Source organism: Leisingera sp. ABD4_442 (assembly GCF_056160905.1).
The window spans coordinates 104,916-128,056 of record NZ_JBSWYB010000008.1 but is presented as its reverse complement, the minus strand read 5'-3'; the positions used below and the strand labels follow the sequence as shown (position 1 = coordinate 128,056).

Below are 23,141 nucleotides of genomic sequence, written 5' to 3'. Positions count from 1 at the left end.
CCTCGCTGGCCCGAAAAACAGATTGAAGTTTGCCACGGCGGCGACAAACTGAAAGAAAAGAAAACGATGCAGACCCGAAAGGAAAACTTGTGGCGGACGAAACGCGCAGCCTTCTGTCTCCACCGCTGGCGAGCCTGAGGTCGTTCGAGGCGGCAGCCCGGCACCTGAGCTTTACGAGTGCCTCGAAGGAGCTGCACATCACTTCCGCCGCAGTCAGCCAGCATGTCCGGTCGCTCGAGCAGATCTTTCGCAGAAAGCTGTTTCATCGGCTGCCCCGGGGGCTGACCCTGACTGAACATGGTGAGGCCTATCTGCCGATTGTTCAAAGCGCCCTGGGTCAACTTGAGGCCGGAACAAAGAAGATCTTTGGCACACCGGACCGGCAGGAAATCGTGATCAAGGCGCCGGCCTCTCTGGCGATCAGTTGGCTGGGGGCGCTGCTACCTGGTCTGCACAGGGCCTTTCCCAATTGCCGTCTGGTCCTGACAACCTATCACTGGAACCTTGAGGCTTCGGATTTGTCCGTCGATCTCGAAATCCGTCACGGACAGGGGGGCTGGCCGGATGTTTCCGCCCAGCAGATTGTCGTGGAAGAGATCTTTCCGGTTTGCGTGCCTGACCTGCTCGCGCGCTTCGACACTCCGATGGCTCCGGCAGACCTGCTGTTGCAAAGGCTGATCCATAACATCAGCCCGATTGATGGCTGGGCAGATTGGTTCAGCACCGCCGGAGTTGGGACTGGTGCGCCTGAACCTCACCTTGCCGTGGATTCCACCCCGATCGCCCTGCAACTGGCCAAGGCCGGGCATGGGTTTGCACTGGGTCGCACCCTCCTGGTCGAGGATGATCTGGAAGCCGGTCGCCTTGTGGCGCCTTTCAACATTCGCCACCAGACGCGAGAGGCCTTTTATCTGGTGCAACCGAAACAGGGCCGCCCGCGGCGCGACGTGGCGCTTATTGCCGACTGGCTGACCGACGTGACACGGCAACGCGTACAAGGGTGAAGCGAAACAAATCATTGTCCGGCAAGGCCGGATTTATTGATTGTCTGTTCATCTGAACCAGCGCAGCATTCCAGCAACCCAAACGTCATAGGGCTGCCATGCGAAACCTTATCCCCACAGCCCAGCATTGGGGCGTCGGATTTGCCGAAGTCGAAGGCGACCGTCTGATCGGCATCCACCCGCACCCCCAGGATCCGACGCCTTCGCCGCTTGTGGCCGCCGCCGCCGAAGCCGCCCAGAGCGCCGCGCGCGTACAACGCCCCGCCATCCGCGAAAGTTTTTTGAAACATGGGATAAAGGCAACTGGCGCCGGACGCGGAGCGGAACCTTTCATAAGCGTGCCCTGGGACGAGGCGCTGGACATTGCCGCGAGAGAAATTGAAAGAGTTCGCACCTGTCACGGGAACGACGCGATTTTTGCGGGTTCCTATGGGTGGGCCAGCGCCGGACGGTTTCATCATGCGCAAAGCCAGGTGCATCGTTTCATGCGCGCGGCGGGCGGCTACATTGACAGCGTCGATAACTACAGTTTTGCCGCCGCCTTGGTGATCGCGCCGCATGTCGTGGGTCCCTTGAGGGAACTCATTCGCAACTCCACCGTCTGGCCGGTACTGCGCGATCACGGCGACCTCGTCGTCATGTTCGGCGGCGTGCCACTAGGCAATACTCAGATCGCAGGCGGCGGCGTAACGCAACACAGGATCAGGCCACTGATGGCCGAATGCCGCAAGGCCGGGCTGTCCTTCATCAACATCTCACCCGACCGCAGCGATGCCGCGCCGGAGCTTGAGGCGGAATGGATCGCGCCACGGCCGAACACCGATACCGCCCTGATGCTGGGGCTGGCGCATACGCTGGTCACCGAAAACCTGCATAATCAGGCCTTTCTCGACCGCTACACCGTCGGCTTTGACCAGATGCGGGCCTATCTGCTGGGGCATGAGGACGGTCAAGCAAAACACGCCGAGTGGGCAGCCGCGATAACCGGGCTGCCTGCGGATCAGATCCGGGCCCTCGCGCGACGCATGGCGGCAACGCGCTGCATGATCCTGTGCGCCGCCAGCCTGCAGCGCGCCGATCATGATGATCAGCCCTTCTGGATGTCCATTGTCCTGGCCGCCGTGCTGGGGCAGATCGGCCTTCCCGGAGGCGGTTTCGGTTTCGGCTATGGCAGTGATGGCATTATCGGCGCACCGGTACTCGACATGTCCTGGCCGGCACTGCCGCAGGGTCGAAATGCGGTCGATCGGTTCATCCCTGTCGCCCGGATCTCGGACATGCTGCTCAACCCGGGCGCGCAATTTTCCTACAATGGCAAGGATTACACCTATCCCCATGTGCGTCTGGTCTATTGGGCAGGGGGCAATCCGTTCCATCATCATCAGGATCTGAACCGACTTGTCGAAGCCTTTCGGCAGCCTGAAAGCATCATCGTCAACGAAATCTTCTGGACCGCCACCGCGCGCCATGCCGACATCGTTTTACCCGCGACAACGCCTCTGGAACGGAATGATCTGTGCATCAGTCGCCATGATCATCACATGCTAGCAATGAAACAGGCCATTCCCCCTGTGGGTGAGGCGCGCGATGACTATGCGATTTTCAGCTCATTGTCCGAGCGTTTAGGCTGCGCCGAGACCTTTACCGAAGGGCTTGATGAAATAGGCTGGCTGCGGCGCCTGTGGCAGGGCGCGGTGGCAGCGGCTGCAGACAAGGGCGATACCTTGCCGGAGTTCGACCAGTTCTGGGAGACCGGAGAAACAACGCTTCCGCCACCGTCTGAAGACCAAGTGCTGCTAAAGGAATTTCGCTCTGATCCGGACGCCAACCCCTTGCCGACACCAAGCGGGCGGATCGAGATATTCTCGCAGACCGTGGCAGGGTTTGAATATGATGACTGCCCGGGTCATCCCGTCTGGCTTGAACCCTATGAATGGTTGGGCGCGGCAGAGACTCAAACTTATCCCCTGCATTTGATAACCCCGCAACCGCGCACTCGACTGCACAGTCAGTTGGACAATGGAACCGAAAGCCTGAAGTCGAAAATCAAAGGGCGCGAGCCGCTTCTGATGCATCCAGATGATGCAGTAAAGCGGGGCCTCGAGGATGGCGATATCGTCGAGGTTTATAATGACCGCGGAAGCTGTCTAGCAGGTCTGCGCCTATCCTCTGATCTGGCGCCTAATGTCATCAAGCTAGCCACCGGTGCGTGGTACGATCCTGAATGCCCCGGGCAGACAGGGACACGGGACAAGCACGGTAACCCCAATATCCTGACCAAGGACGCACCAACATCCAAAATGTCCCAAGCCACGACGGCACAGACGGTTTTGGTTGAAGTCAGACCGGTCACGCAGCAGGTGCCGCCGGTTTCCGCGTTCGAGCCCTCACATTAGCCGCAAGCGATATTCACGGGATTCGGGATCCGATCGGTAGCACGTTTTGCGCGAACGTGCAGGGTTCTACACTAGAAATGGCCATACTCTCGGAAACGGCAGCCTAGTATGGATTGAGAAAATAGAAATATAGTTTTGCACTTTGATTGTGGCCCTCTTTTGCGGCTAAACGACAGAGCAAGACCCGGGCTTTGCCGTATAGACGACAACCAGGTGTGCTTTGCAGGATTCTGCAATTCTTGTATCTCTGTGCATTGTTGACCTTAATGCTGGCAGCTGCATGACAGATATTGCTCCGTAGATTTAGAATGACTGCTTTCACAGATTGCGGGAGTTGCTCTCGCAGATGCAGCGAATTCACACTTCCCGCCGCTTCGGGATAGGCAGGCTGGCGTAAGGCAAAGGCATCTTGCAACCGCAGCGAATGACGGCTTCGTCCCGCTTCAGACCCATCAGAAACGCTAGGTGAGCCCGAGATTGCAAATGGTGCTTTTGAGGCAAAGTTGCCGTTAGCAGTGCGCTATCATACGTCTAAATGATTGCGGAGAGGGCAGGTAGGATACGGCGGTTGCCTGCTCCCGCAACCAGCTCTACTTGCAGAGTAGGCGCAGACACACAGCCCCCTCCGGGGGCTGTTTGCGTTTTAGCGCTAAGTTCCTGATGCAGATGTTGAAGTTTGGATAGCTCCGCTGCAACGCGGGCGCTTTCCGACGAGGTTGCGGCTGACAGGACAGCTGCCAGGTCGCCAATCAGGTCGATGGTCAGCTCTTCGCCCTTAATGTCGGGTGTCAGATGGGGCACTCCAATGCATAGGGCAGCAGCGTCCCGAAATGCTGGTTAGTTTTCAAGGAAATTGCGTTATCTCAGTCCATTGTTGAATTTCCTTCGTAACTCAAACTAGGCTCATGCACCAAAGTCAGCTGATTGGCGGCCTAGTCCGGTCTCCGGCAGTGTTAATGACGCGCCTTGCACGGAGCTGTAGCCTGTCTTGCCTCGATCTGGAAATCCCAACCTAGCCCGTCATTTCCGAAACATCTCCAGCTTGGCCCGGTTTATAGACGAAAGCCAGGATGCTGAGGAAACCAACCTGTTGCTTACACGCGGTGTGTGCCAGCATTCGCAGTGGGATCTCAGCAGTATTCAAGTGCTGGATCCAGAAGCCGGGCTTGCCATTCCGATCGTGCGGCACGATCCCTTCAACAATAGCGATCTAACCGGATTTCCGGGGTGGGATGCCAGCTCGAGCCCGGTAGGAAAGGTTCTGGCGGAGGGCGAACCGTTGATCCTGGAGGATGCGGCTGCCCAGGATGAGTTCCCGGGGTTCCGCGAGGACGCGATCCGCCGTGGTTACCACACGTCAGTGATGATTCCGCTGGGGGTGCGCGACGCGCAGCGGAGGCAGATGGTATATTCGGTGGCCTCGCGGAACATCATAAGTGTCGACGAGACTGACCTCAGCTTTCTGCAATGCGTGGCGGAACTGGTTACCATCGCAGTGCGCAAAATGCGCAAGCTGCAGGAGCAGCAGAAACAGGCCGCTCGGATGCGGGCGATCCTGGAGAACATGACCGCCTCGCTGACCAAGACACTGGACACTGAGGCAGCGGGCACGCTGGCCGCAGGTCTCAGCAGCTTGTTTCCGGCGGGCTGGCTGGCGGTGGACCTGACCTCCGGACGCGGGCTGTTCGACCCGGAAGTGCCGCCGCCGGTCACGCTGGCCACAGCCCGGCGGGTACCGGAGGATCTGATCGCTGCCGCAATTGCCGCGCGCGGGCTGGCCAGCGGCACGGTGATGGACCTGTCGGTGGCAGGCTCCACCATCCGCGCCGAGGTGAGCCCTTTGCAGATTGACGGCAGCCATGTGGGGGCGCTGTTTTTCTTCCGCCATCAGCCGCTGAGTGATCACGAGCGCATCGCGGCGCAGGCGGGGCGGCTGGCGCTTTCGTCCTTCATCCTGCGTAGCTTCATCGAGTTCAAGTCGCGCCGGGTCACGGCGCGGCGGCTGTTGTCGCGCCTGTTCAGCGGTGAATGGCGCGACCGCGAGGAGATGCTGGACGAGGCGCACAGGCTCGATTTCGACCTGCAGGCGCCGCTGCGGCTGGTGGTGCTGCGGCTGCTTGGCGGCAGCGTCGATGACGGCACCCACAGCTTTATCCTGCGCAGCGCGCAATCGGTGTTCGGGGCCTCGGTCTCCTGTCTGCTGGATGGCGATTTGATGCTGCTGCTCGATGACCGCGCCGGCGGTGCCGTGCGGCAGCAGGGGCTGTTTCTGTCGCGCATCCGCTCGCTGCTGCCCGAGGGCACGGCGCTGGTGATGTCGGAGCAGGTGAAGGTGTTTGAGGATCTGCCAAAGGCTCGGGAGACCTGTGCCAACACGCTGGAGGTGGCGCAATCGATGCAGGCCTCGGGCTGGGTAACGCCAGTGAATGTTGGGGAGTTCCCGGCGCTGATGGCCTCGGCCGAGATGGCAAAGGTCGAGGCTTACCTGGGCAGCGTGCTGCCCGGCGTGCTGACAGGCACGGGGCGCAAGGCGCAAGTGGCGGCGGCAACCATCGAGGCCTTCCTGAAGACAGGGCGGCGGTACCAGGAGGCGGCGGATGTGCTGGGCATCCATGTGTCGACCTTACGCTACCGGCTGGAACAGTTGAGCGATCAGCACGGGTTTGATTTCGACGATTCGGACAAATGTTTTGAGCTGGATCTGGCAATCCGGCTGCGGAAGCTGAAAGATTCCTATGAATCGTAGGAAAAATACTTTCTGATCTAGATCAAGCCAACGGAGGACCGCGGGCGCTTTCCACTCCTAACCTGTGTGCAACAGAACCAGGAATGGACCGGACCCGTGAGCACTTTGGCCACAGACAGCGAAGACAGGCGGCGGCAGCTGCGGCAGGCGTTTGGCAGTTTTGCCACGGGTGTTACCGTGGTGACAGCGCGCGATGCAGACGGCAATCCGATCGGCTTCACTGCCAATTCCTTCACCTCGGTTTCCCTGGAGCCGCCGCTGCTCCTGGTGTGCCTTGCCAAGACCTCTTCCAACGTTGGCCACTTCTCCCGGGCCAGCCGCTTTGCGGTCAATATTCTTGGCGAGGCACAGAAGGATGTGTCGAACCGCTTTGCTTCCAAGGTGGAGGACCGGTTTGCAGGGACAGCCTGGCGCGAAGGTGCGGAGGGCACGCCGCTGATCGAGAATGCTGTCGCCTGGTTCGATTGCACCACCGACAACCTGGTGGATGCGGGCGATCATGTGATCCTGATCGGCCAAATCACAGATTTCGGCCAGACCGACGGGCGGCCCCTGGCATACCTACGCGGCCACTATCTGGACCTTGGCCTGGCGGAGGAGGCCGCGGACTCCGTCTCGCATCATGGCGGTGTGCGGGTCGGCTGCGTGCTGGATTGCGGCGGCGAGGTGCTGCTGCGCAAGACGCAGGACGGCTGGTCGCTGCCGATGGGCGGTGTCTGTGCGGGCTTCCGGGAGGGCCGCGCGGCGCTAGAAAAATCGCTGGCGGGGCAAGGCATCGCGGCGGAGCTGGGCTTTCTCTACTCGGTTTTTGATGCGCCCTCGGGCAATGCCACATGGCTGATTTTCCAGGGCGAAATGGAGTTTGGCGCCGCGGAAGGCGAACTGCGCCTGTTCCCGGTTGATGCGCTGCCCCTGCAGGAGGTGGCGGTGCCGCAAGTGCGCTCGATCCTGCGCCGGTTCCAATCTGAGTACGCCGAGGCGCGGTTCGGCCTCTATGTCGATGGCTCCTCCAGCGTCGGGCAGATCAACCCGATTGAGCGCAGCGCCACCCCCTGGACCAAATTCATCACCGATCAGGAGAGCGCCAAGTGACAGCTTTCACCGTAGACACCCTTAGTGACACCAGCTTGCCCGTTTACATCGGCGGCGAATACATGGCTTCAGCCGGGATGCTGATTGACAGCTATGATCCGGCCACCGGGCAGGTCTGGTGCCAGGTGCCCGATTGCACCGATGCTGAGGTCGACGCCGCTGTCAAAGCCGCCAATGCGGCGATGACCAACCCGGCCTGGCGCGACATGACGCAAAGCCAGCGCGGATTGCTGATGCTGAAGCTGGCGGAGCTGCTGGATGCGCATGTGGAGCGGCTGGCTGAGGTCGAGACCAAGGACAACGGCAAGCTGTTGCGCGAGATGCGGGCGCTGAGCCAGGCGCTGCCGGTGGCCTTGCGTTATTTCGCGGGCATGGCCGACAAGATCGAGGGCACCACGATCCCGGTCAACAAGCCCGACATGCTGAATTTCACCGTGCGCGAGCCGCTGGGTGTGGTGGCGGTGATCATCCCCTGGAACTCGCCGTTGTTCATGATGATGCGGGCGCTGGCGCCCTGCCTCGCCTGCGGCAATGCGGTGGTGGTGAAACCCTCGGAACACGCCTCGGCCGGCGCAATTGCCTTTGCCGGGCTGATGAAGGAAGCGGGATTCCCCGACGGGGTGTTCAATGTGGTGACCGGGTTGGGACACACCGCGGGCAATGCGCTGATCACCCACCCTGGCGTCGCCAAGATCGACTTCACCGGCGGTCCCGCAACCGGCAAGGTGATCGCCAAGGGCGCGGCGGAGCAGCTGACCCCGGCTGCGCTGGAGCTGGGCGGCAAATCACCCCATGTGGTATGTGGTGACGCCGATCTGGATGCCGCCGCCAATGGCGTGGTGGCAGGAATCTTTGCCGCCGCCGGGCAGACCTGCGTGGCGGGATCGCGCTGTTTCATCCAGGAAAGCGTCTATGACGAAGTCGTTGCCAAGATCATTGCGAAGGCCCGCGCGATCGATATCGGCGATCCGCGCCGGGACGACGTGCAGCTGGGGCCGCTTGCACTGTGGAGCCAGGTAGAGAAGGTCGAGGAATTCACCCAAAGCGCTCTATCGGAAGGCGCCACGCTGGCCTTTGGCGGCGGACGGCCCGAGGGGCTGGGGGAGGGCTGGTTTGTCGAGCCCACGATTTTCACTGACGTCACCAACGATATGCGCATTGCCCGGGAAGAGATATTCGGCCCCGTGCTCGCCATTCTGAAATTCCGCGACGATGATGACCTTATGAGGCAGGCCAATGACAGCGATTTCGCTCTGGCCTCAGGCATCTGGACGCGAGATCTCCAACGCGCGCTGCGCTTTATGCGCAGGATCGAGGCCGGCATGGTCTGGATCAACACCTACCGCAGCCCCTCTGTCATGTCCCCTTCGGGCGGCCACAAGGATTCCGGCTACGGCAAACACAACGGCTTTGCCGCCATCGAAGAGTTCAGCCGCATCAAGACAGTCGTGATCGACTATTCGGGCGCCCAGCAGGACGCCTTTGTGATGCGTGTTACAAAATAGGATTGTCCTCATGAAGTTCTCAGCAATTGTAAACATGGCCCGGTTCGATACTTCGCGCAGCATGGAAGATGTTGCGGGCGAAGCGCTCGACCTGGTGAAAACCGCCGACCAAGGCGGGTTTGACATCGTCTGGACCGCCGAGCATCACACCATCGAGCTGACCATCTCGCCAAACCCGTTTCAGCTGCTGGCGCACTGGGCAGCCCATACCAATAACGTGCGCCTGGGCACCGGCGTGGTGGCCGCGCCTTATTGGAACCCGATCCGGCTGGCCGGCGAAGCGGCGATGTGCGACGTGCTGACCGGCGGGCGGCTGGAGCTGGGCCTGGGCCGCGGCTCTTATCAGTATGAATTCGACCGCATGGCCGGGGGCATGCCGCAGGGCGAAGGCGGCCGCTACTTGCGGGAGATCATTCCGGCGGTGCAGAAATTGTGGCAGGGCGACTATGCCCATGAGGGCGAAATCTGGAACTTCCCTTCGGTTGCCTGCGTGCCGAAGCCGCTGCAGAAGGCACCGCCGATTTGGATCGCGGCGCGCGATCCCAACACTTTTGAATTTGCGCTGAAGAACAATTGCAACATCATGTCCACTGCGCTGCGCCGCCCGTTTTCCGAGGTCGAGGCGCTGGTTGACCGGTTCAACGAAACCCAAGCGGCGGTGCCGGGATCAGAGCATCTGCAGCACGCCACCATGCGCAATGTTGCGGTCTATGAGGACAAGGCCGGTCGGGAAGAAGCTGTGCGCGCCGCGATCAATTTCGGCCGCAACTTCGAAAACCTGTTCAAGGGGCTCGGCACGGTCAAGGACGGCTTCCCGGAGCCGGTGGATTTTGATGAAGTCGCCAACCGCGACGAGTATCAGGCTGACGCGCTGTGCGATAACCTGCTGTTCGGAACACCGGACGAAATCATTGAAAAGCTTGAACGTTACCAGGCGCTTGGCATCAATCACATTATGCTTGGCGTGGCCTTTGGCATGTCCAGGGACCGCACGCTGCGGTCGATGGAGCTGTTTGCCGATCGCGTCATCCCGCATTTCCGCGCCAAGAAAGCCGCTTAAAGACGGTTCCGGCGCGTCACGCACACTACAGTCTACCTTAGGGAGGAAGAAATGACTGAACGCAAAACCGGGGCGGGCTTCAGCCGCCGCACATTCCTGACCACATCCTTGGCGGCGGGCGTTTCCGCCGCCGCGCTGGCGGCCGGCACCAGCCGGGCGATGGCCGCGGCGGATCTTTCGGGCCGCGAGATGGTCTTTGCCAGCTGGGGCGGCAGCTATCAGGCGGCGCAGGAAACAGCATACTGCAACCCGTTCATGGAAAAGAGCGGCGCGGTGGTGATCCAGGACGGCCCGATGAGCGGCTCCAAGCTTCGCACCATGGTCGAGGGCGGCCAGCCGATCTGGGATGTGGTTGATGTGACCGACACCTTCCTATTCGCCAATGAGGAGCTGTTTGAGGATCTAGACTTCGATATCGTCGACGCCAGCGCGCTGGATCAGGCCTATGTGCACCAGAAAGGCATAGGCTGCATCGTGTGGTCCTACAACATTGCCTTCAACACCGATGTGGTGGGTGAAAACACCCCGCAAAGCTGGGCCGACGTGTTCGACGTCGAGAAATTCCCCGGCAAGCGCGCCCTGCGCGACCGGGCCTATCCGATGATGGAAATCGCCCTGATGGCAGACGGTGTAGCGCCCGAGGACCTGTATCCGCTGGATATCGAGCGCGCCTACCGCAAGCTGGATACCATCAAGGACCACGTGATCTGGTACAAGTCGAACTCTGCTGCGCAGCAGCTGTTTGTGGATGGCGAGGTCGGCGTCGGCGTGCTGCTGAACGGCCGGACGTTTGATGTGCACAAGAAGGGCGCGCCGGTCGATCTGACCTGGAACCAGAACATCCGCTCGATCGACTATCTGGTGATCCCCAAGGGTGCCCCGAATGCCGAAGTGGCGCAGCATTTCATGAATGCCACCGTGGATGCGGACAATCAGGCGCTGATGGCCAATACGCTGGCCTATGCGCCAGTGAATCCCGCAGCCTTTGACAAGGTCGAGGACAGCGTTGTGCCGTGGCTCGCCACCACGCCGGAGAACGCCGAGAAGGGCTTCCTGATCGACGCGGCCTACTGGCGCGACAACCTTGGCCCGCTGACCGAGCGCTGGAACGAGTGGAAGCTCAGCTAACGCCATGACAACAGGAGATGCTGTGCGATGACGGCTGGAAACCGTACTCTCTGGCTCTTGATACCGGCAGTTCTGCTGATCGGGGTCTGTTTCCTCTACCCGGTCAGCTGGCTGTTGCAGCGCAGCGTCTCCGAACCTGTCTGGGGACTGCAGAACTACACCACCATTTTCTCTAGAAACATCTATCTGGGGGTGCTCTGGAACACGGTGGCAATTGCCGGGGCGACGACCGCCTTATGCGCGCTGATCGGCTTTCCGGTGGCCTATTCCATGGTCCATGCGCGGCCTTGGATCCGCAAATTGCTGATTTTTGTGGTGTTGATCCCGTTCTGGACCTCGATCCTGGTGCGCAGTTTTGCCTGGCTGGTGATCCTGCAGCGCGGCGGCATTATCAACGATGTCCTGACAGGCATCGGCATGATCGCCGAGCCGCTGGACATCGTCTACAACCGTTTCGGCGTGCTGTTGGGGATGGTGCAAGTGCTTTTGCCCTTCATGGTATTCCCGCTTTACTCCGTGATGGCGCGGATTGACGGATCTTTCTTCCGGGCCGCGACCAATCTGGGCGCAACGCCAGTACGGGCCTTCTTCCGGGTCTATCTGCCGCTCTGCTTGCCGGGGCTTGGGACCGGAGCGATGCTCGTCTTCATCATTGCGCTTGGCTATTTCATCACACCGGCCCTCTTGGGCGGGCGCGGCGACATCATGATCGCGCAGCTGATCTTTGAGCGCATCGATGAATTCGGCGACTGGCCGCTGGCCTCGGCCCTGGCGATTGTGCTGCTGATCGGCACCGGCCTCCTGTTCCTGATCATCAAAAGCGTGTCGAAACTGCGCCGGGGACGGATCTGATGTTCTATTCCGCAAAATTCTGGGGCGCCTTGCGCGGCCTCATCAATGTGATGCTGGTGGTTTACATGCTGGCACCCTTGGTGATCATCTTTGTGATCTCCTTCAGCTCGGCACTTTACCTCACCTTCCCGCCGCCCGGCCTGTCGCTGCAGTGGTACGAGAAGATGTTCAGCAACCCGACCTGGACGCGGACGCTGGTGACCTCGCTGAAAATCATGGTGCCGGCCGCCATCGCCGCCACCGTTCTGGGCACCGCCGCCGCCCTGGCGCTCAGCCGGATGGAGAGCAAATGGGCGCTGGCAGTCCGGGCTGTGCTGATGGCGCCGCTGGTGGTGCCGGTTATCATCACTGCCGCCGCAATCTTTGGCGTGTTCCGGATCTGGGGGCTTTACGGCTCGCTGTGGGGGCTGATCCTGGCCCATGTGATCCTGACCCTGCCTTATGTGCTGTCGACAGTCAGCGCCAACCTGGCGGTGTTCGACAAGCGGCTGGAGGATGCCGCGGCGAATTGCGGCGCGCCGCCCTGGATTGCCTTCCGCCGGGTGACGCTGCCGCTGATCTCGCCCTCGGTGATGTCCGGCATGCTGTTTGCCATGGTGATCTCCTTTGACGAGCTGGTGGTGTCGCTGTTCCTGTCCACCCCGCGGGTGCGGCCGGTGACAGTGCAAATGTGGTCCAACATCAAGGGTGACACCGACCCGACAATTGCCGCCATTGCCACTGTGCTGTTCCTGTTCTCCCTGCTTGCGCTGCTGGCGGACGGCATAGCCCGCCGCCGCTCGGGCCGCGAGCCGGGCCTGTAGACCCCCGAGGATACTTCGACATGACTGAACCTCTTTTGAAACTGGCCGGTCTCGGCAAAGCCTATGGCCCGATTGACGCCGCCAAGAACATCAACCTGGATGTGGCGGACGGTGAGTTCGTCACCTTCCTGGGGCCATCGGGCTCGGGCAAGACCACCACGCTGATGATGGTTGCCGGGTTTACTGAGCCCACTGCCGGCGGGATCAGCCTCAATGGCCAGCCGCTGGACCCGATACCGGTGTGGAAGCGCGACATTGGCATGGTGTTCCAGCATTACGCGCTGTTCCCGCATATGACGGTGGCGCAGAACATCGCCTTTCCGCTGGAGATGCGCGGGGTGGCGAAAGGCGACCGCCGCAAGCGGGCAGAGGAGGCCATGGAGATGGTCGGCCTCGCCGGTTTCGGCAGCCGCTTGCCCAAGGAGCTGTCGGGCGGCCAGCAGCAGCGGGTGGCACTGGCCCGGGCCATGGTGTTCAAGCCTCGGCTTTTGCTGATGGACGAGCCGCTGGGCGCGCTCGACAAAAAGCTGCGCGAACATATGCAGCTGGAGATCATGCATCTGCACAAGAACATGGGCACCACAGTGCTCTATGTGACCCATGACCAGGAAGAGGCGCTGGTGATGTCCGACCGGATTGCCGTCTTCAGCAATGGACGGATCGAGCAGGTGGGGTCTCCGCGGGAGCTCTATGAGGCGCCACAAACCAAATTTGTGGCGGATTTCATCGGCGAAACCAATTTCATTGCCGGAGCGGCCCAGGGCTGCAGCGGGGCAGGGGCCTCTGTGCGGGGGCTGACCGGCCAGCTGGGCGCACCGCTGGCGGAGGGTGCGGCTGCAGTGCTGGCGGTCCGGCCCGAGCGGCTGCGTGTGGTGAACGGCGCGGGTGCTGGCGGAACGAACACTCTCACCGGCACCGTGAAGGAGCTGATCTACCTCGGCCAGTCCCGCAAAGCAATCATCGCGCTGGAAGACGGCACCGAGGTCGCAGCGCTGGAACAGGCCGCCCAGGCCGAGGCCACCGCGCTGGAGATGGGTTGCCAAGCCACCCTTAGCTTCCGGGCCGAGGATGCAAGGATCCTGGCCGATGTTTGAACGTTCCGCCGATGTGGCGCTGAATTACCAGGATGAAGGTGCGGGTGATCCGGTGCTGCTGATCCACGGCGTCGGCTCCGACCTGGAAAGCTGGGACGGGGTGCTGCCGCATCTGTCTTCCCGCCGCTACATCCGCTTTGATCTGCGCGGGCACGGGCAATCCCGGCGCACGCCGGGGCCATACACGCTGCCAGGCCTGGCCGAGGACGCCGTGGCGCTACTGGATCATTTGCGCATCGGAACTGCCTCAGTGATCGGGTTTTCCCTCGGCGGGCTGATTGCCCAGCAAATCGCGCTGAGCTGCCCGGAACGGGTGCGTTGCGTGACGCTGGTGTCTTCCGTCGGCGGCCGCACGCCCGAGGAGCAGGCCCGCGTCAATGAGCGCGCCGAAACTCTGGCCCGCGACGGCGCCCTCACTCATTTGGCCAATGCCGTGGACCGCTGGTTCACACCGGAGTTTGTCGCCGCCCACCCCGAGGTACTGGAGGCCCGGCGGCAGAAATCGCTGAAGAACGACCCGGACTGCTACGTCGCCGCCTACCGGGTGCTGGCGGGCAACGACCTGGGTGCCGAGCTGCACAAGGTCACCGTCCCGGCTTTGGTGATGACCGGCGAGAACGATATCGGCTCCTCGCCGCGGATGTCTGAATTCATGGCTTCCCGGATGCCCGATGCCCGCCTGCATATCCTGCCGCGCCTGAAACACTCGGTGCTCCTGGAAGCGCCGGACCAGATCGCCACCCTTATTGACCCCTTCCTTGCTGCCCATGGCGGCCCAACAGAAAAGACCAAGACATGACCCCAGAAGTCCGCAAATACGTTGCTTGGATCGAAGACACCCTGATCGAGGGCCACAAGCCTGCCAACCCGCCTTTGCGCATGGCTGCAGTGGCAGCAGTGCTGAAGAATCCCTGGTCCGGGCGTTTTGTCGAGGATCTGACCCCGGAAATCCATGCCTTTGCCCCGGTGCTGGGCGAAGAAATGGTGAACCGTCTGATGCCGCTGGTGGGCGGCGGCGGCGAAGTCGAAGCCTTTGGCAAAACCGCCATTGTCGGTGTTAACGGCGAGATCGAGCACGGGTCTGCCCTGATCCATACACTGCGTTTCGGCAACTTCCTGCGTGACGCGGTGCAAAGCAGCGAGTTCATCCCCTTTACCAACAAGCGCGGCGGCCCCGGCAATTCGATCACTTTCCCGCTGCGCCACACCACCAAGGGCGGCGCCCGTTCGCACTTCATGACGGTGGAATTCAACATTCCTGATGCGCCCGCCCCGGACGAGGTTCTGATCGCCATCGGCGTCGCCACCGGCGGCAGGCCCCACCACCGCATCGGTGACCGGTTCCAGGACATGAAAGACCTGGGCCACGATCAGACCGAACGGCCGCTGTAAAGTAGACGTCCAGCGGAAAGACAAAACAAAGACCCGGCTCTGGCAGATTTCGTGCCAGGGCCACCTGTACTTGTCCTGGCCGCTCGAATTTTTGCTGAACAGGCGGTCTGTCCTAGGGGAAGCAAGTGCCAGTCTTGAGATACCTGTCGCGCAAAGGAGATGGGCAAGTCAGCCCGGGCTTTGCTTGCGGCGAACGCCGGGAACAGGCTGGAAACTGTAAGTTCTCGCACCCGATGAAAAAGAAATGCGGCCATACGGGCTGAAGCAGAAACATCTGGCTCTCTTGGCCAAAGCAGGATTTTGACCATTTTGGACCTTGCCGGAAAGAAACGGCAGGCCACGGAGCTTGTGCAGCTGAAAGAGATGTTCGCTTTCAGTTCAGGAACCAGGTTCACCCGGCGCCTGTTTCATCGTCTGCGGCAGCAAGCTGCAGGACACTTCAGTCACGCTCAACGGGCTGGCGAAGGCCATCAAACCCGGGTGCTGCGTCATGTCCCTGACGGTCTTCGGCTTGCTGCGCGGAACTCCTCCACGGCTTCTCTTGAATATGCGCGTCCCGGATCGTGCGGCCGTACAGCCCGCTAAAGGAACGCCCCAGTGCGGAGGCGGAGGAAAAACCGCACCGGTGGGCAATCTGTTCGAGGTTAAGATGTGTCTCTTCTGCAAGGTATTTGGCGTGCTGGAGCCGCAGCATTTTATAGTACTTGCCCGGTGTCATTCCCAATTCGCGCTGGAACGCACGGGCCAGGGTGCGCTCTGACAGTGAAACCCGTTTAGCCAGTTCCGAAGTGTGCAATGGCGTTTCGATATTCTCGGCCATCAGGTTCGCCGCTTTCAAGATCTTCGGCGATCCCTTCTGTTCCAGCCTGGCGGCGCCACGGTTCAGCTCCGACTGGCGCGACGGATCATAGACAAACATAGTCGAGGCCCCAAACGCGGCTGCAGAGCCATAGAGTTCCTGAATGAGGCTCAGCATCATGTCGAGTGCGGTGCTGGCGCCGCCACAGGTGAGGAACGGGCCGGAGCGTGTAAATCTCGCAGTGGAGACCTCTGTCTTGGGGAAGGCCTCGGCAAAGGCATCCAGTTCCTGCCAGTGGATTGTGGCTGTATGGCCGTCCAGAACACCAGCCTGCGCCAGCATCCATGCGGCGGTGTCCAGAGCCAGAACCAGATCTGCTCTCTGGGCTGCAGTTCTGAGCTTGGCAAGCAACGCAGGCGTGGCCTGTTCACGCATGTTATAGCCAGCGACCAGCACCAGGGCACGGTCGCTTTGCTGCGCGTCGAAGGCGCTGTCCGGTGTAATTCTCAGACCGCTGGAACTGGTGACCGGCGCCCCGCCCAGGGTGCTGACCCGCCAGGCGGCAGTGTCCTGGCCGGCCGTCATCCGCACATCGCGCAATGGTTCCATCGCGCTGGCCAGCACCATGTTTGAGAAACCATCGAACAATAGAAACTCAAAGACATGTGGCAGTTTTGACCGTTTTTGCATGTAATATGTCCAAAACTGTGTTTATCCCGCTGCACTCAAAGCGCTAGACACCCTCAAGTCAAGCTACTTGACGTTCCGCCGAAGACGACACGACGCCCGCTTTTCAGCCACTGAGACCTCTATGACCACTGCTTCCCTTCTCTGGCAGCCGGATCTTTCGGCGCGCCGTAAACCCTTGTTGTCCAGCTTTATGGCGCAGGCTGCCGAGGCCGCCGGAACGGCGCTGGACAGTTTTGAGGATCTGCATGCCTGGTCGGTTGCGCAGCCGCAGGCATTTTGGCCGCTGGCCTGGGAATTTTGCGGGCTGGCAGGGGACAAGGGCATGGTGCCGCTGCTGGCGGATGCGGACCCGATGCAGGTGCGGTTCTTCCCCGAAGCGCGGCTCAATGCCGTTGAGACATTTCTGAAGAACGCCGACGGCCGCGAAGCTGTGGTCTTTATCGGCGAGGACGGCCGCCGCATGGCCTGGACCCGGGCTGAGCTGAAACGCGAGGTGGAACAGCTGGCCGCCGCCCTGCGTGAGGCAGGCATTAAGGCGGGCGACCATGTTGCCGGCTACGTGCCGAATATGCCGCAGACCGTGGCGGCGATGCTGGCGACCGCCTCGCTGGGGGCGGTTTGGTCTTCCTGCGCGCCGGAAAGCGGGCCGGATGTGGTGGTGGACCGCTTCGGCCAGATCGAACCCAAGCTGATGTTTGCCGCCGACGGCTATTTCTACAACGGCAAGATGTTTGAAACCCGCGCCGCCATTGCCGAGGTCGCCGCCCGGGTGCCGTCGATCCAGCAGATCGTGGTCTGGCCCTATGCAAACGGGGCTGAGGATCTGCCACAGGGCATGACCGCCTATGAGACTTTCAAGCAGGCAGACACCCCGGCGCTGGCCTGCCGCCCCATGGGTTTCCGCGATCCGCTTTATGTGATGTTTTCCTCCGGCACCACTGGCAAGCCCAAGTGCATTGAGCATTCCGGTGGCGGCACCCTCTTGCGGATGCTGGTGGAGCAGCAGCTGCACTGCGACCTGCGTCCAGGCGACCGGATGTTTTATTACACCACCTGCAACTGGATGATGTGGAACTGGCAGGTGGCGGCGCTGGCCTCCGAGGCGGTGATCGTTCTGTTTGATGGCAGCCCAATGCACCCGGGCATGCACAGGCTGTTCGGTATTCTGGACTCCGAGAAAGTCACCCACTTTGGTGTTTCCGCCAAATACGTGGATACTTCCCTGAAACGCCGCAACCGGCCGATGGATAGCCACCTGCTGGACAGCCTGCGGGTGGTCCTGTCGACGGGTTCGCCGCTGTCGCCCGAAGGTTTTGCCCATGTCTATGCCGACTGGAAGGCGGATGTTCAGCTGGCCTCGATCTGCGGCGGCACCGATATTCTGGGCTGTTTCATCGGCGGCTGCCCGGTGCTGCCTGTGCATCAGGGAGAGATCCAGGCGCCGATGCTGGGGCTGGATGTGGCAACCCTGAATGACGCGGGCGAGCCGGTCGAGGGCACGGCGGGCGAACTGGTCTGCCGCAATGCGCATCCGTCGATGCCGACCCGGTTCCTGAACGACCCCGGCAATGCCCGCTACCGGGCCAGCTATTATGAGACCTATCCCGATATCTGGCGGCAGGGCGATTTCACCATCCGCACGGAACATGGCGGCTATGTGGTGCTGGGCCGCTCGGACGCGACGCTGAACCCGGGCGGCGTGCGGATCGGCACGGCAGAGATCTACCGGCAGCTCGACAAGATCGGCGAGGTCTCGGATGCGGTGGTGGTCGGGCAGAGCTTCGACAATGACGTGCGGGTGGTGCTGTTTGTGCAGACCGCTGAAGGGGTGGCGCTGGATGACAGGCTAACCAACCGGATCAAAACGGAAATCCGCAAGAACGCCTCGCCGCGCCATGTGCCGGCCAAGATCATCTCCGTCGCCGACATCCCGCGCACCAAGTCCGGCAAGACCGCCGAGCTGGCGGTGCGGGATGTGGTGAACAAACAGCCTGTCCGCAACCTATCCGGCCTCGCGAACCCGCAGGCGCTGGCGCTGTTTGCGGATCACCCTGAATTGCAAGCTTAACCCCAAAGGAGCGAGACCATGCCCCTGACCATGAACCGTGAAGTCTTCATCACCGCCGCCGTCACCGGCTCTGGCGGCACCCAGGACAAATCCCCCCATGTGCCGCGCTCGCCCAAAGAGATCGCTGAGTCGGCGATTGAGGCCGCCAAGGCCGGCGCCGCCGTGGTGCACTGCCATGTGCGCGATCCCGAGACTGGCGCGCCGTCGCGGAAACTTGAGTATTACCGGGAGCTTACCGACCGCATCCGCGATTCCGAGGTGGATGTGGTGCTGAACCTGACCGCGGGCATGGGCGGCGATATCGTGTTCGGCGGCGTCGAGAATCCGTTCCCGGTGAACGAAGCCGCCACCGACATGATCGGTGCCACCGAGCGGATGGCTCATATCGCGGAATGCCTGCCGGAAATCTGCACCCTGGACTGCGGCACCATGAACTTTGCCGAGGCCGATTACGTCATGACCAACTTCCCCGGCATGCTGCGTGCGATGGGCCAGATGATGGCCGATCTGGGCGTGAAGCCCGAGATCGAGGCGTTTGACACCGGCCATCTGTGGTTTGCCAAGCAATTGGTAAAAGAGGGAATTCTGGAGCCGAACGCCTTGGTGCAGCTGTGCATGGGTGTTCCGTGGGGCGCGCCGAACGACCTCAACACCTTCATGGCGATGGTCAATAACGTGCCGTCGGATTGGACCTGGTCGGCGTTTTCGCTGGGCCGTGATCAGATGCCCTATGCGGCGCAGTCGGTGCTGGCGGGCGGCAATGTGCGGGTCGGCCTTGAGGACAACCTGTTCCTGGAGAAGGGCGTTCTGGCCACCAACGCCCAGCTGGTGGAGCGCGCGGTTGGCGTGATCGAGGGCATGGGTGCCAGGATCATCGGCCCCGACGCGGTGCGCGAGAAGCTGGGTCTGACTAAGCGCGCGCCGGTGGCGAAGTAAGCGGGGAACCGGGGGGTGCTATGCGTGCACCCCCTGTACACCCCCTGTGCACCGCCGCGCTGCGGCACGAGGGAGGATTGGGGGCTTGCCCCCAAACCCCCAGGATATTTTCGGCCAGAAGAAGTGCCGGGCGTTTTGAAAAGGACATCAGATGAAAACAGCAGCAATCATCGGCGGCGGGGTTATCGGCGGCGGCTGGGCCGCGCGGTTCCTTTTGAATGGCTGGAACGTGCGGGTGTTCGACCCGGACCCGGAAGCGGAGCGCAAGATCGGCGAAGTGCTGGCCAATGCCCGCCGCGCGCTGCCGTCGCTTTATGACAAGGCGCTGCCTGCCGAGGGGGCGCTGACCTTCCACGCGGATATGGCCGAGGCCGTGGCTGAGGCATCCTGGATCCAGGAAAGCGTGCCGGAGCGGCTGGAGCTGAAACACAAGATCCATGCGCAGATCCAGGCGCATGCGCCGGCCAGCGCGGTGATCGGCTCGTCTACCTCGGGCTTTAAACCGTCGGAGCTGAACGCCGAAGGCGCCCGCGCCGTGGTGGCGCATCCGTTCAACCCGGTTTACCTGCTGCCTCTGGTGGAGCTGGTGGGGGATGCGGACACTTGTGCGCAAGCCTCGGACCTGTTGCGGGAGGTAGGGATGTACCCGCTGACCGTGCGCAAGGAGATCGACGCCCATATCGCCGACCGGCTGCTGGAAGCGGTCTGGCGCGAGGGGCTGTGGCTGATCAAGGACGGCATCTGCACCACTGAGGAGCTGGACGAGTCGATCCGCATGGGCTTTGGCCTCCGCTGGGCGCAGATGGGGCTGTTCGAGACCTACCGGATTGCCGGCGGCGAAGCGGGGATGAAGCATTTCATGGCGCAGTTCGGCCCGGCGCTGGAATGGCCCTGGACCAAGCTGATGGATGTGCCGGAGTTCACCGAGGAGCTGGTTGACCTGATTGCGGGCCAGTCGGATGCCCAGTCCGGCCATATGCCGATCCGCGAACTCGAGCGGCTGCGCGACGACAATCTGGTCGGCATGATGCGGGCGCTGAAGAAATCCGGCAGCGGTGCTGGCGGGGTCATCAACACCCATGAGGCAACGCTGCCCGTGCCGGACGCGGCGGACCTGCCGGTCACCGTCAGCCGTCCGGTGCCGCAGAGCTGGACCGACTACAACGGCCACATGAACGAGGCCCATTACACCGAGGCCTCGGCCCAGGCGACCGACCGCTTCATGGAGATGATCGGCTGCGGCGCGGACTACATCGCCGCGGGTGGCAGCTATTTCACCGTGGAAAACCACGTGCGCTTCCTGGATGAACTGCACGAGGGCGACGCGCTGACCGTCACCACCCAGGTGCTGCAGGGCGAAGGCAAGAAGATGCATCTGTTCCACCGCCTGATTGGCCCCGAAGGGCAACTGGCGGCGACTGTCGAGACGCTGCTGCTGCATATGGATTTGAACGCGCGCGGCACCTCGCTGCCCTCGCCGGAGGTTGCGGACAGGCTGGCAGGCTATGCCGCCGCCCATGCAGGACTGCCGCTGCCGGAAGGTGCCGGGCGCCACGTCGGCCAGAGGGGATGATTTGGAAACCGGCAGTTTGCGGCTGCCGGTTTCTTTATGCGGGCCGGGTCTCCTCCCCGATCCGGCCCGCGGTTTGCCCGCTGTAAAAGGCGGCAGCCAGGGGAGGGATTTTCCGGACCTGCGGGGCAGGCGGGAGGGCTTCATCCCGCCTGCCCGGGCCGGGCTGCTGTCCCGGGCGGAGGATCCGGGGCGCATTTGCAAATAGGGACAAAGGGAGGACCATATGTCCGAGAGCAATTCCAACAGCCATCTGGTGGCGAAGTCCGGTTTCTTTACCGGCCTGCACCCAGGCATGGGGATGGCGGCAAAGGCGATGATCGCCGCTTTTGTGATTTTCACCGTTTTGAACGTCGAGTTCGCGGGCGGATTGTACAAATCGGTGCGCAGCTGGATCGAGGGCGGTCTGAGCTGGTATTACATCTCGGTGCTGGCCGGGATCATGTTCTTCTGCTTCTTCCTGATGTTCTCGAAGTTCGGCAGCCTGCGGTTGGGCGATGATGATGCGCGGCCCGAGTTCAGCAACTTCAGCTGGTTTGCGATGCTGTTCTCGGCCGGTATCGGTATCGGCATCCTGTTCTTTGGCGTGGCTGAGCCGATCTTCTATTTCGATAACTCCGCCGTTTGGGGCTATCCGAACAATCCGCACGCAGAGCTGGCGGGCCATTCGGAGATGGACATGCAGCGCGCGATCGACGCGATGCGGGTGACCTATTTCCACTGGGGGTTCCATGGCTGGGCGCTCTATGTGATCGTGGGACTGTGCCTGGCCTATTTCGGGTTCCGCAAGAAGCTGCCGCTGACCATGCGGTCGGCGCTCTATCCGCTGATCGGCGAGAAGATCTATGGCTCCTGGGGGCATTGCGTCGACCTGCTGGCGGTGTTTGGCTCGGTCTTTGGCATTGCAACCTCGCTGGGGCTGGGCACCAGCCAGATGGCCACCGGTCTGAATGTGCTGTTCGGGCTGGAGCCGACGCTGACGCTGAAGATTGCGCTGATTGTGATCGTGACGATCATTGCCACCGTTTCGACCGTGTCGGGCGTGGGCAAGGGCATCCGGATCATTTCTGAATGGAACATCTGGCTGTCGATGTTCCTGCTGGCGGCCTTTGTGGTGATCGGGCCGCTGAAGTGGCTGCTGGGCTTCTATGTGACCACGCTGGGCGATTACATCTGGAACTTCATCCCGATGGGGTTCTGGACCGCAAGCTCCGAGGAAAACATCGCCTGGCAGGGCGGCTGGACCATCTTTTACTGGGGCTGGTGGATTGCCTGGGCGCCGATGGTGGGCATGTTCATCGCCCGCATTTCGCGCGGGCGCACCATCCGGGAGTTCATGGTGGGCGTGCTGTTTGTGCCGACCGCGATTGCGTTCTTCTGGCTGTGCATGTTCGGCGGCAATGCGATCTGGCAGGAGCTGAACATGGCCGGCGGCCCGGCAGCCGAAGGCGGCGCGGGTGTGATCCAGACCGTGCGCGACTGGGACCTGCCTGCGGCGCTTTACGGCACCATCGGCAACCTGGGCGCCACCTCCTGGCTGGGCGATCTGAGCTGGACCGCCTGGCCGCTGTCGGCGCTGGCGACCTTGCTGCTGTTTTCGTGGTTTGTGACGTCGGCGGACTCCGGCACGCTGGTGATCACCACCATGCTGTCGATGGGCGACGACAACCCGCCCAAGAAGTTCCGGATCATCTGGGGCGCGGGCATCGGGGCGACCGCGATTGTGCTGTTGATGGCGGGCGGCCTTGGCGCGCTGCAGACCGCGTCGATTGCGGCGGCCTTCCCGATTTCCTTTGTGATCATCGGGATGACACTGGGGCTGTACCGGTCGCTGAAGACCGATCCCTCGGCGGCGCCGATCAGCGAGAGCACGGCAGCGCCAGATGGCACCCGCCTGTCGCAGGATCTGCACGCCTGAAGCGCTGGAGATTGGTAAAATGAGCCTCGCCCGGCAGATACCCGGGCGAGGCTTTTCTTTTGCAGCAGGAACGGCCTGTGACGGCTCC

Annotated in this window: 17 protein-coding genes; 16 read left to right on the top strand and 1 reads right to left on the bottom strand. The window is 61.9% G+C overall.

The genetic code is table 11. The features are described 5' to 3' along the window. Positions 1–89 precede the first annotated feature (89 nt). The 12 genes from ACXAHG_RS09135 (at position 90) to ACXAHG_RS09080 (ending at position 15,072) form a co-directional block, all read left to right on the top strand. Entirely contained in the window at positions 90–1,004 is a 915-nt protein-coding gene (locus ACXAHG_RS09135; protein WP_475056927.1) for a LysR substrate-binding domain-containing protein, read from the top strand. Positions 1,005–1,102: 98 nt separating this feature from the next. Next, on the top strand, positions 1,103–3,400 hold the full coding sequence (locus tag ACXAHG_RS09130; RefSeq protein WP_475056926.1) for a molybdopterin-dependent oxidoreductase: 2,298 nt from the start codon (positions 1,103–1,105) through the stop codon (positions 3,398–3,400). Positions 3,401–4,442: 1,042 nt separating this feature from the next. Beyond that, on the top strand, positions 4,443–6,146 hold the full coding sequence (locus tag ACXAHG_RS09125; RefSeq protein WP_475056925.1) for a helix-turn-helix domain-containing protein: 1,704 nt from the start codon (positions 4,443–4,445) through the stop codon (positions 6,144–6,146). Between the two features lie 96 nt (positions 6,147–6,242). Further along, the gene (locus ACXAHG_RS09120) at positions 6,243–7,238 is read left to right on the top strand and encodes a flavin reductase (RefSeq protein WP_475056924.1); all 996 of its coding nucleotides are present in this window, start codon (positions 6,243–6,245) and stop codon (positions 7,236–7,238) included. Then, positions 7,235–8,743 carry an aldehyde dehydrogenase gene (locus tag ACXAHG_RS09115; RefSeq protein ID WP_475041727.1) on the top strand — a complete coding sequence of 503 codons (1,509 nt, stop codon included), beginning with the start codon at positions 7,235–7,237 and terminating at the stop codon, positions 8,741–8,743. The genes ACXAHG_RS09120 and ACXAHG_RS09115 overlap by 4 nt, the downstream gene beginning before the upstream one ends. 10 nt (positions 8,744–8,753) lie before the next feature. Next, on the top strand, positions 8,754–9,803 hold the full coding sequence (locus ACXAHG_RS09110; protein ID WP_475056923.1) for an LLM class flavin-dependent oxidoreductase: 1,050 nt from the start codon (positions 8,754–8,756) through the stop codon (positions 9,801–9,803). A gap of 51 nt (positions 9,804–9,854) precedes the next feature. Then, complete coding sequence (locus ACXAHG_RS09105; protein WP_475056921.1) at positions 9,855–10,931, top strand: ABC transporter substrate-binding protein; 1,077 nt, start codon at positions 9,855–9,857, stop codon at positions 10,929–10,931. Positions 10,932–10,958: 27 nt separating this feature from the next. Continuing rightward, on the top strand, positions 10,959–11,783 hold the full coding sequence (locus ACXAHG_RS09100) for an ABC transporter permease (protein WP_475056920.1): 825 nt from the start codon (positions 10,959–10,961) through the stop codon (positions 11,781–11,783). Beyond that, complete coding sequence (locus ACXAHG_RS09095; protein WP_475041734.1) at positions 11,783–12,586, top strand: ABC transporter permease; 804 nt, start codon at positions 11,783–11,785, stop codon at positions 12,584–12,586. The genes ACXAHG_RS09100 and ACXAHG_RS09095 overlap by 1 nt, the downstream gene beginning before the upstream one ends. A gap of 20 nt (positions 12,587–12,606) precedes the next feature. After that, positions 12,607–13,680 (top strand): ABC transporter ATP-binding protein, encoded by a 1,074-nt coding sequence (locus ACXAHG_RS09090; RefSeq protein WP_475056919.1) that lies wholly within the window; start codon positions 12,607–12,609, stop codon positions 13,678–13,680. Continuing rightward, on the top strand, positions 13,673–14,479 hold the full coding sequence (locus ACXAHG_RS09085; protein ID WP_475041737.1) for an alpha/beta fold hydrolase: 807 nt from the start codon (positions 13,673–13,675) through the stop codon (positions 14,477–14,479). Before ACXAHG_RS09090 ends, ACXAHG_RS09085 begins: the two co-directional genes overlap by 8 nt. Beyond that, a complete protein-coding gene (locus ACXAHG_RS09080; protein ID WP_475056918.1) occupies positions 14,476–15,072 on the top strand; it encodes an amino acid synthesis family protein in 597 nt (198 codons plus the stop codon). Before ACXAHG_RS09085 ends, ACXAHG_RS09080 begins: the two co-directional genes overlap by 4 nt. A 439-nt stretch (positions 15,073–15,511) precedes the next feature. On the opposite strand, the gene ACXAHG_RS09075 is transcribed toward ACXAHG_RS09080, so the two are convergent. Continuing rightward, positions 15,512–16,561 carry a GlxA family transcriptional regulator gene (locus ACXAHG_RS09075; protein WP_475056917.1) on the bottom strand — a complete coding sequence of 350 codons (1,050 nt, stop codon included), beginning with the start codon at positions 16,559–16,561 and terminating at the stop codon, positions 15,512–15,514. A 121-nt stretch (positions 16,562–16,682) separates the two neighbouring features. On the opposite strand from ACXAHG_RS09075, the gene ACXAHG_RS09070 reads away from it, so the two are divergent. The 4 genes from ACXAHG_RS09070 to ACXAHG_RS09055 all read left to right on the top strand — a co-directional run bounded on the left by ACXAHG_RS09070 (position 16,683) and on the right by ACXAHG_RS09055 (position 23,053). Continuing rightward, positions 16,683–18,629, top strand: a complete 1,947-nt coding sequence (locus ACXAHG_RS09070; protein ID WP_475056915.1) for an acetoacetate--CoA ligase — start codon at positions 16,683–16,685, stop codon at positions 18,627–18,629. Positions 18,630–18,647: 18 nt separating this feature from the next. Continuing rightward, a complete protein-coding gene (gene bcoG, locus ACXAHG_RS09065) occupies positions 18,648–19,565 on the top strand; it encodes a 3-dehydrocarnitine:acetyl-CoA trimethylamine transferase BcoG (RefSeq protein WP_475056914.1) in 918 nt (305 codons plus the stop codon). Between the two features lie 151 nt (positions 19,566–19,716). Then, positions 19,717–21,138 carry a carnitine 3-dehydrogenase gene (locus ACXAHG_RS09060; protein ID WP_475056913.1) on the top strand — a complete coding sequence of 474 codons (1,422 nt, stop codon included), beginning with the start codon at positions 19,717–19,719 and terminating at the stop codon, positions 21,136–21,138. A gap of 223 nt (positions 21,139–21,361) precedes the next feature. After that, complete coding sequence (locus ACXAHG_RS09055) at positions 21,362–23,053, top strand: BCCT family transporter (RefSeq protein WP_475041746.1); 1,692 nt, start codon at positions 21,362–21,364, stop codon at positions 23,051–23,053. The last annotated feature ends 88 nt before the right edge of the window (positions 23,054–23,141 follow it).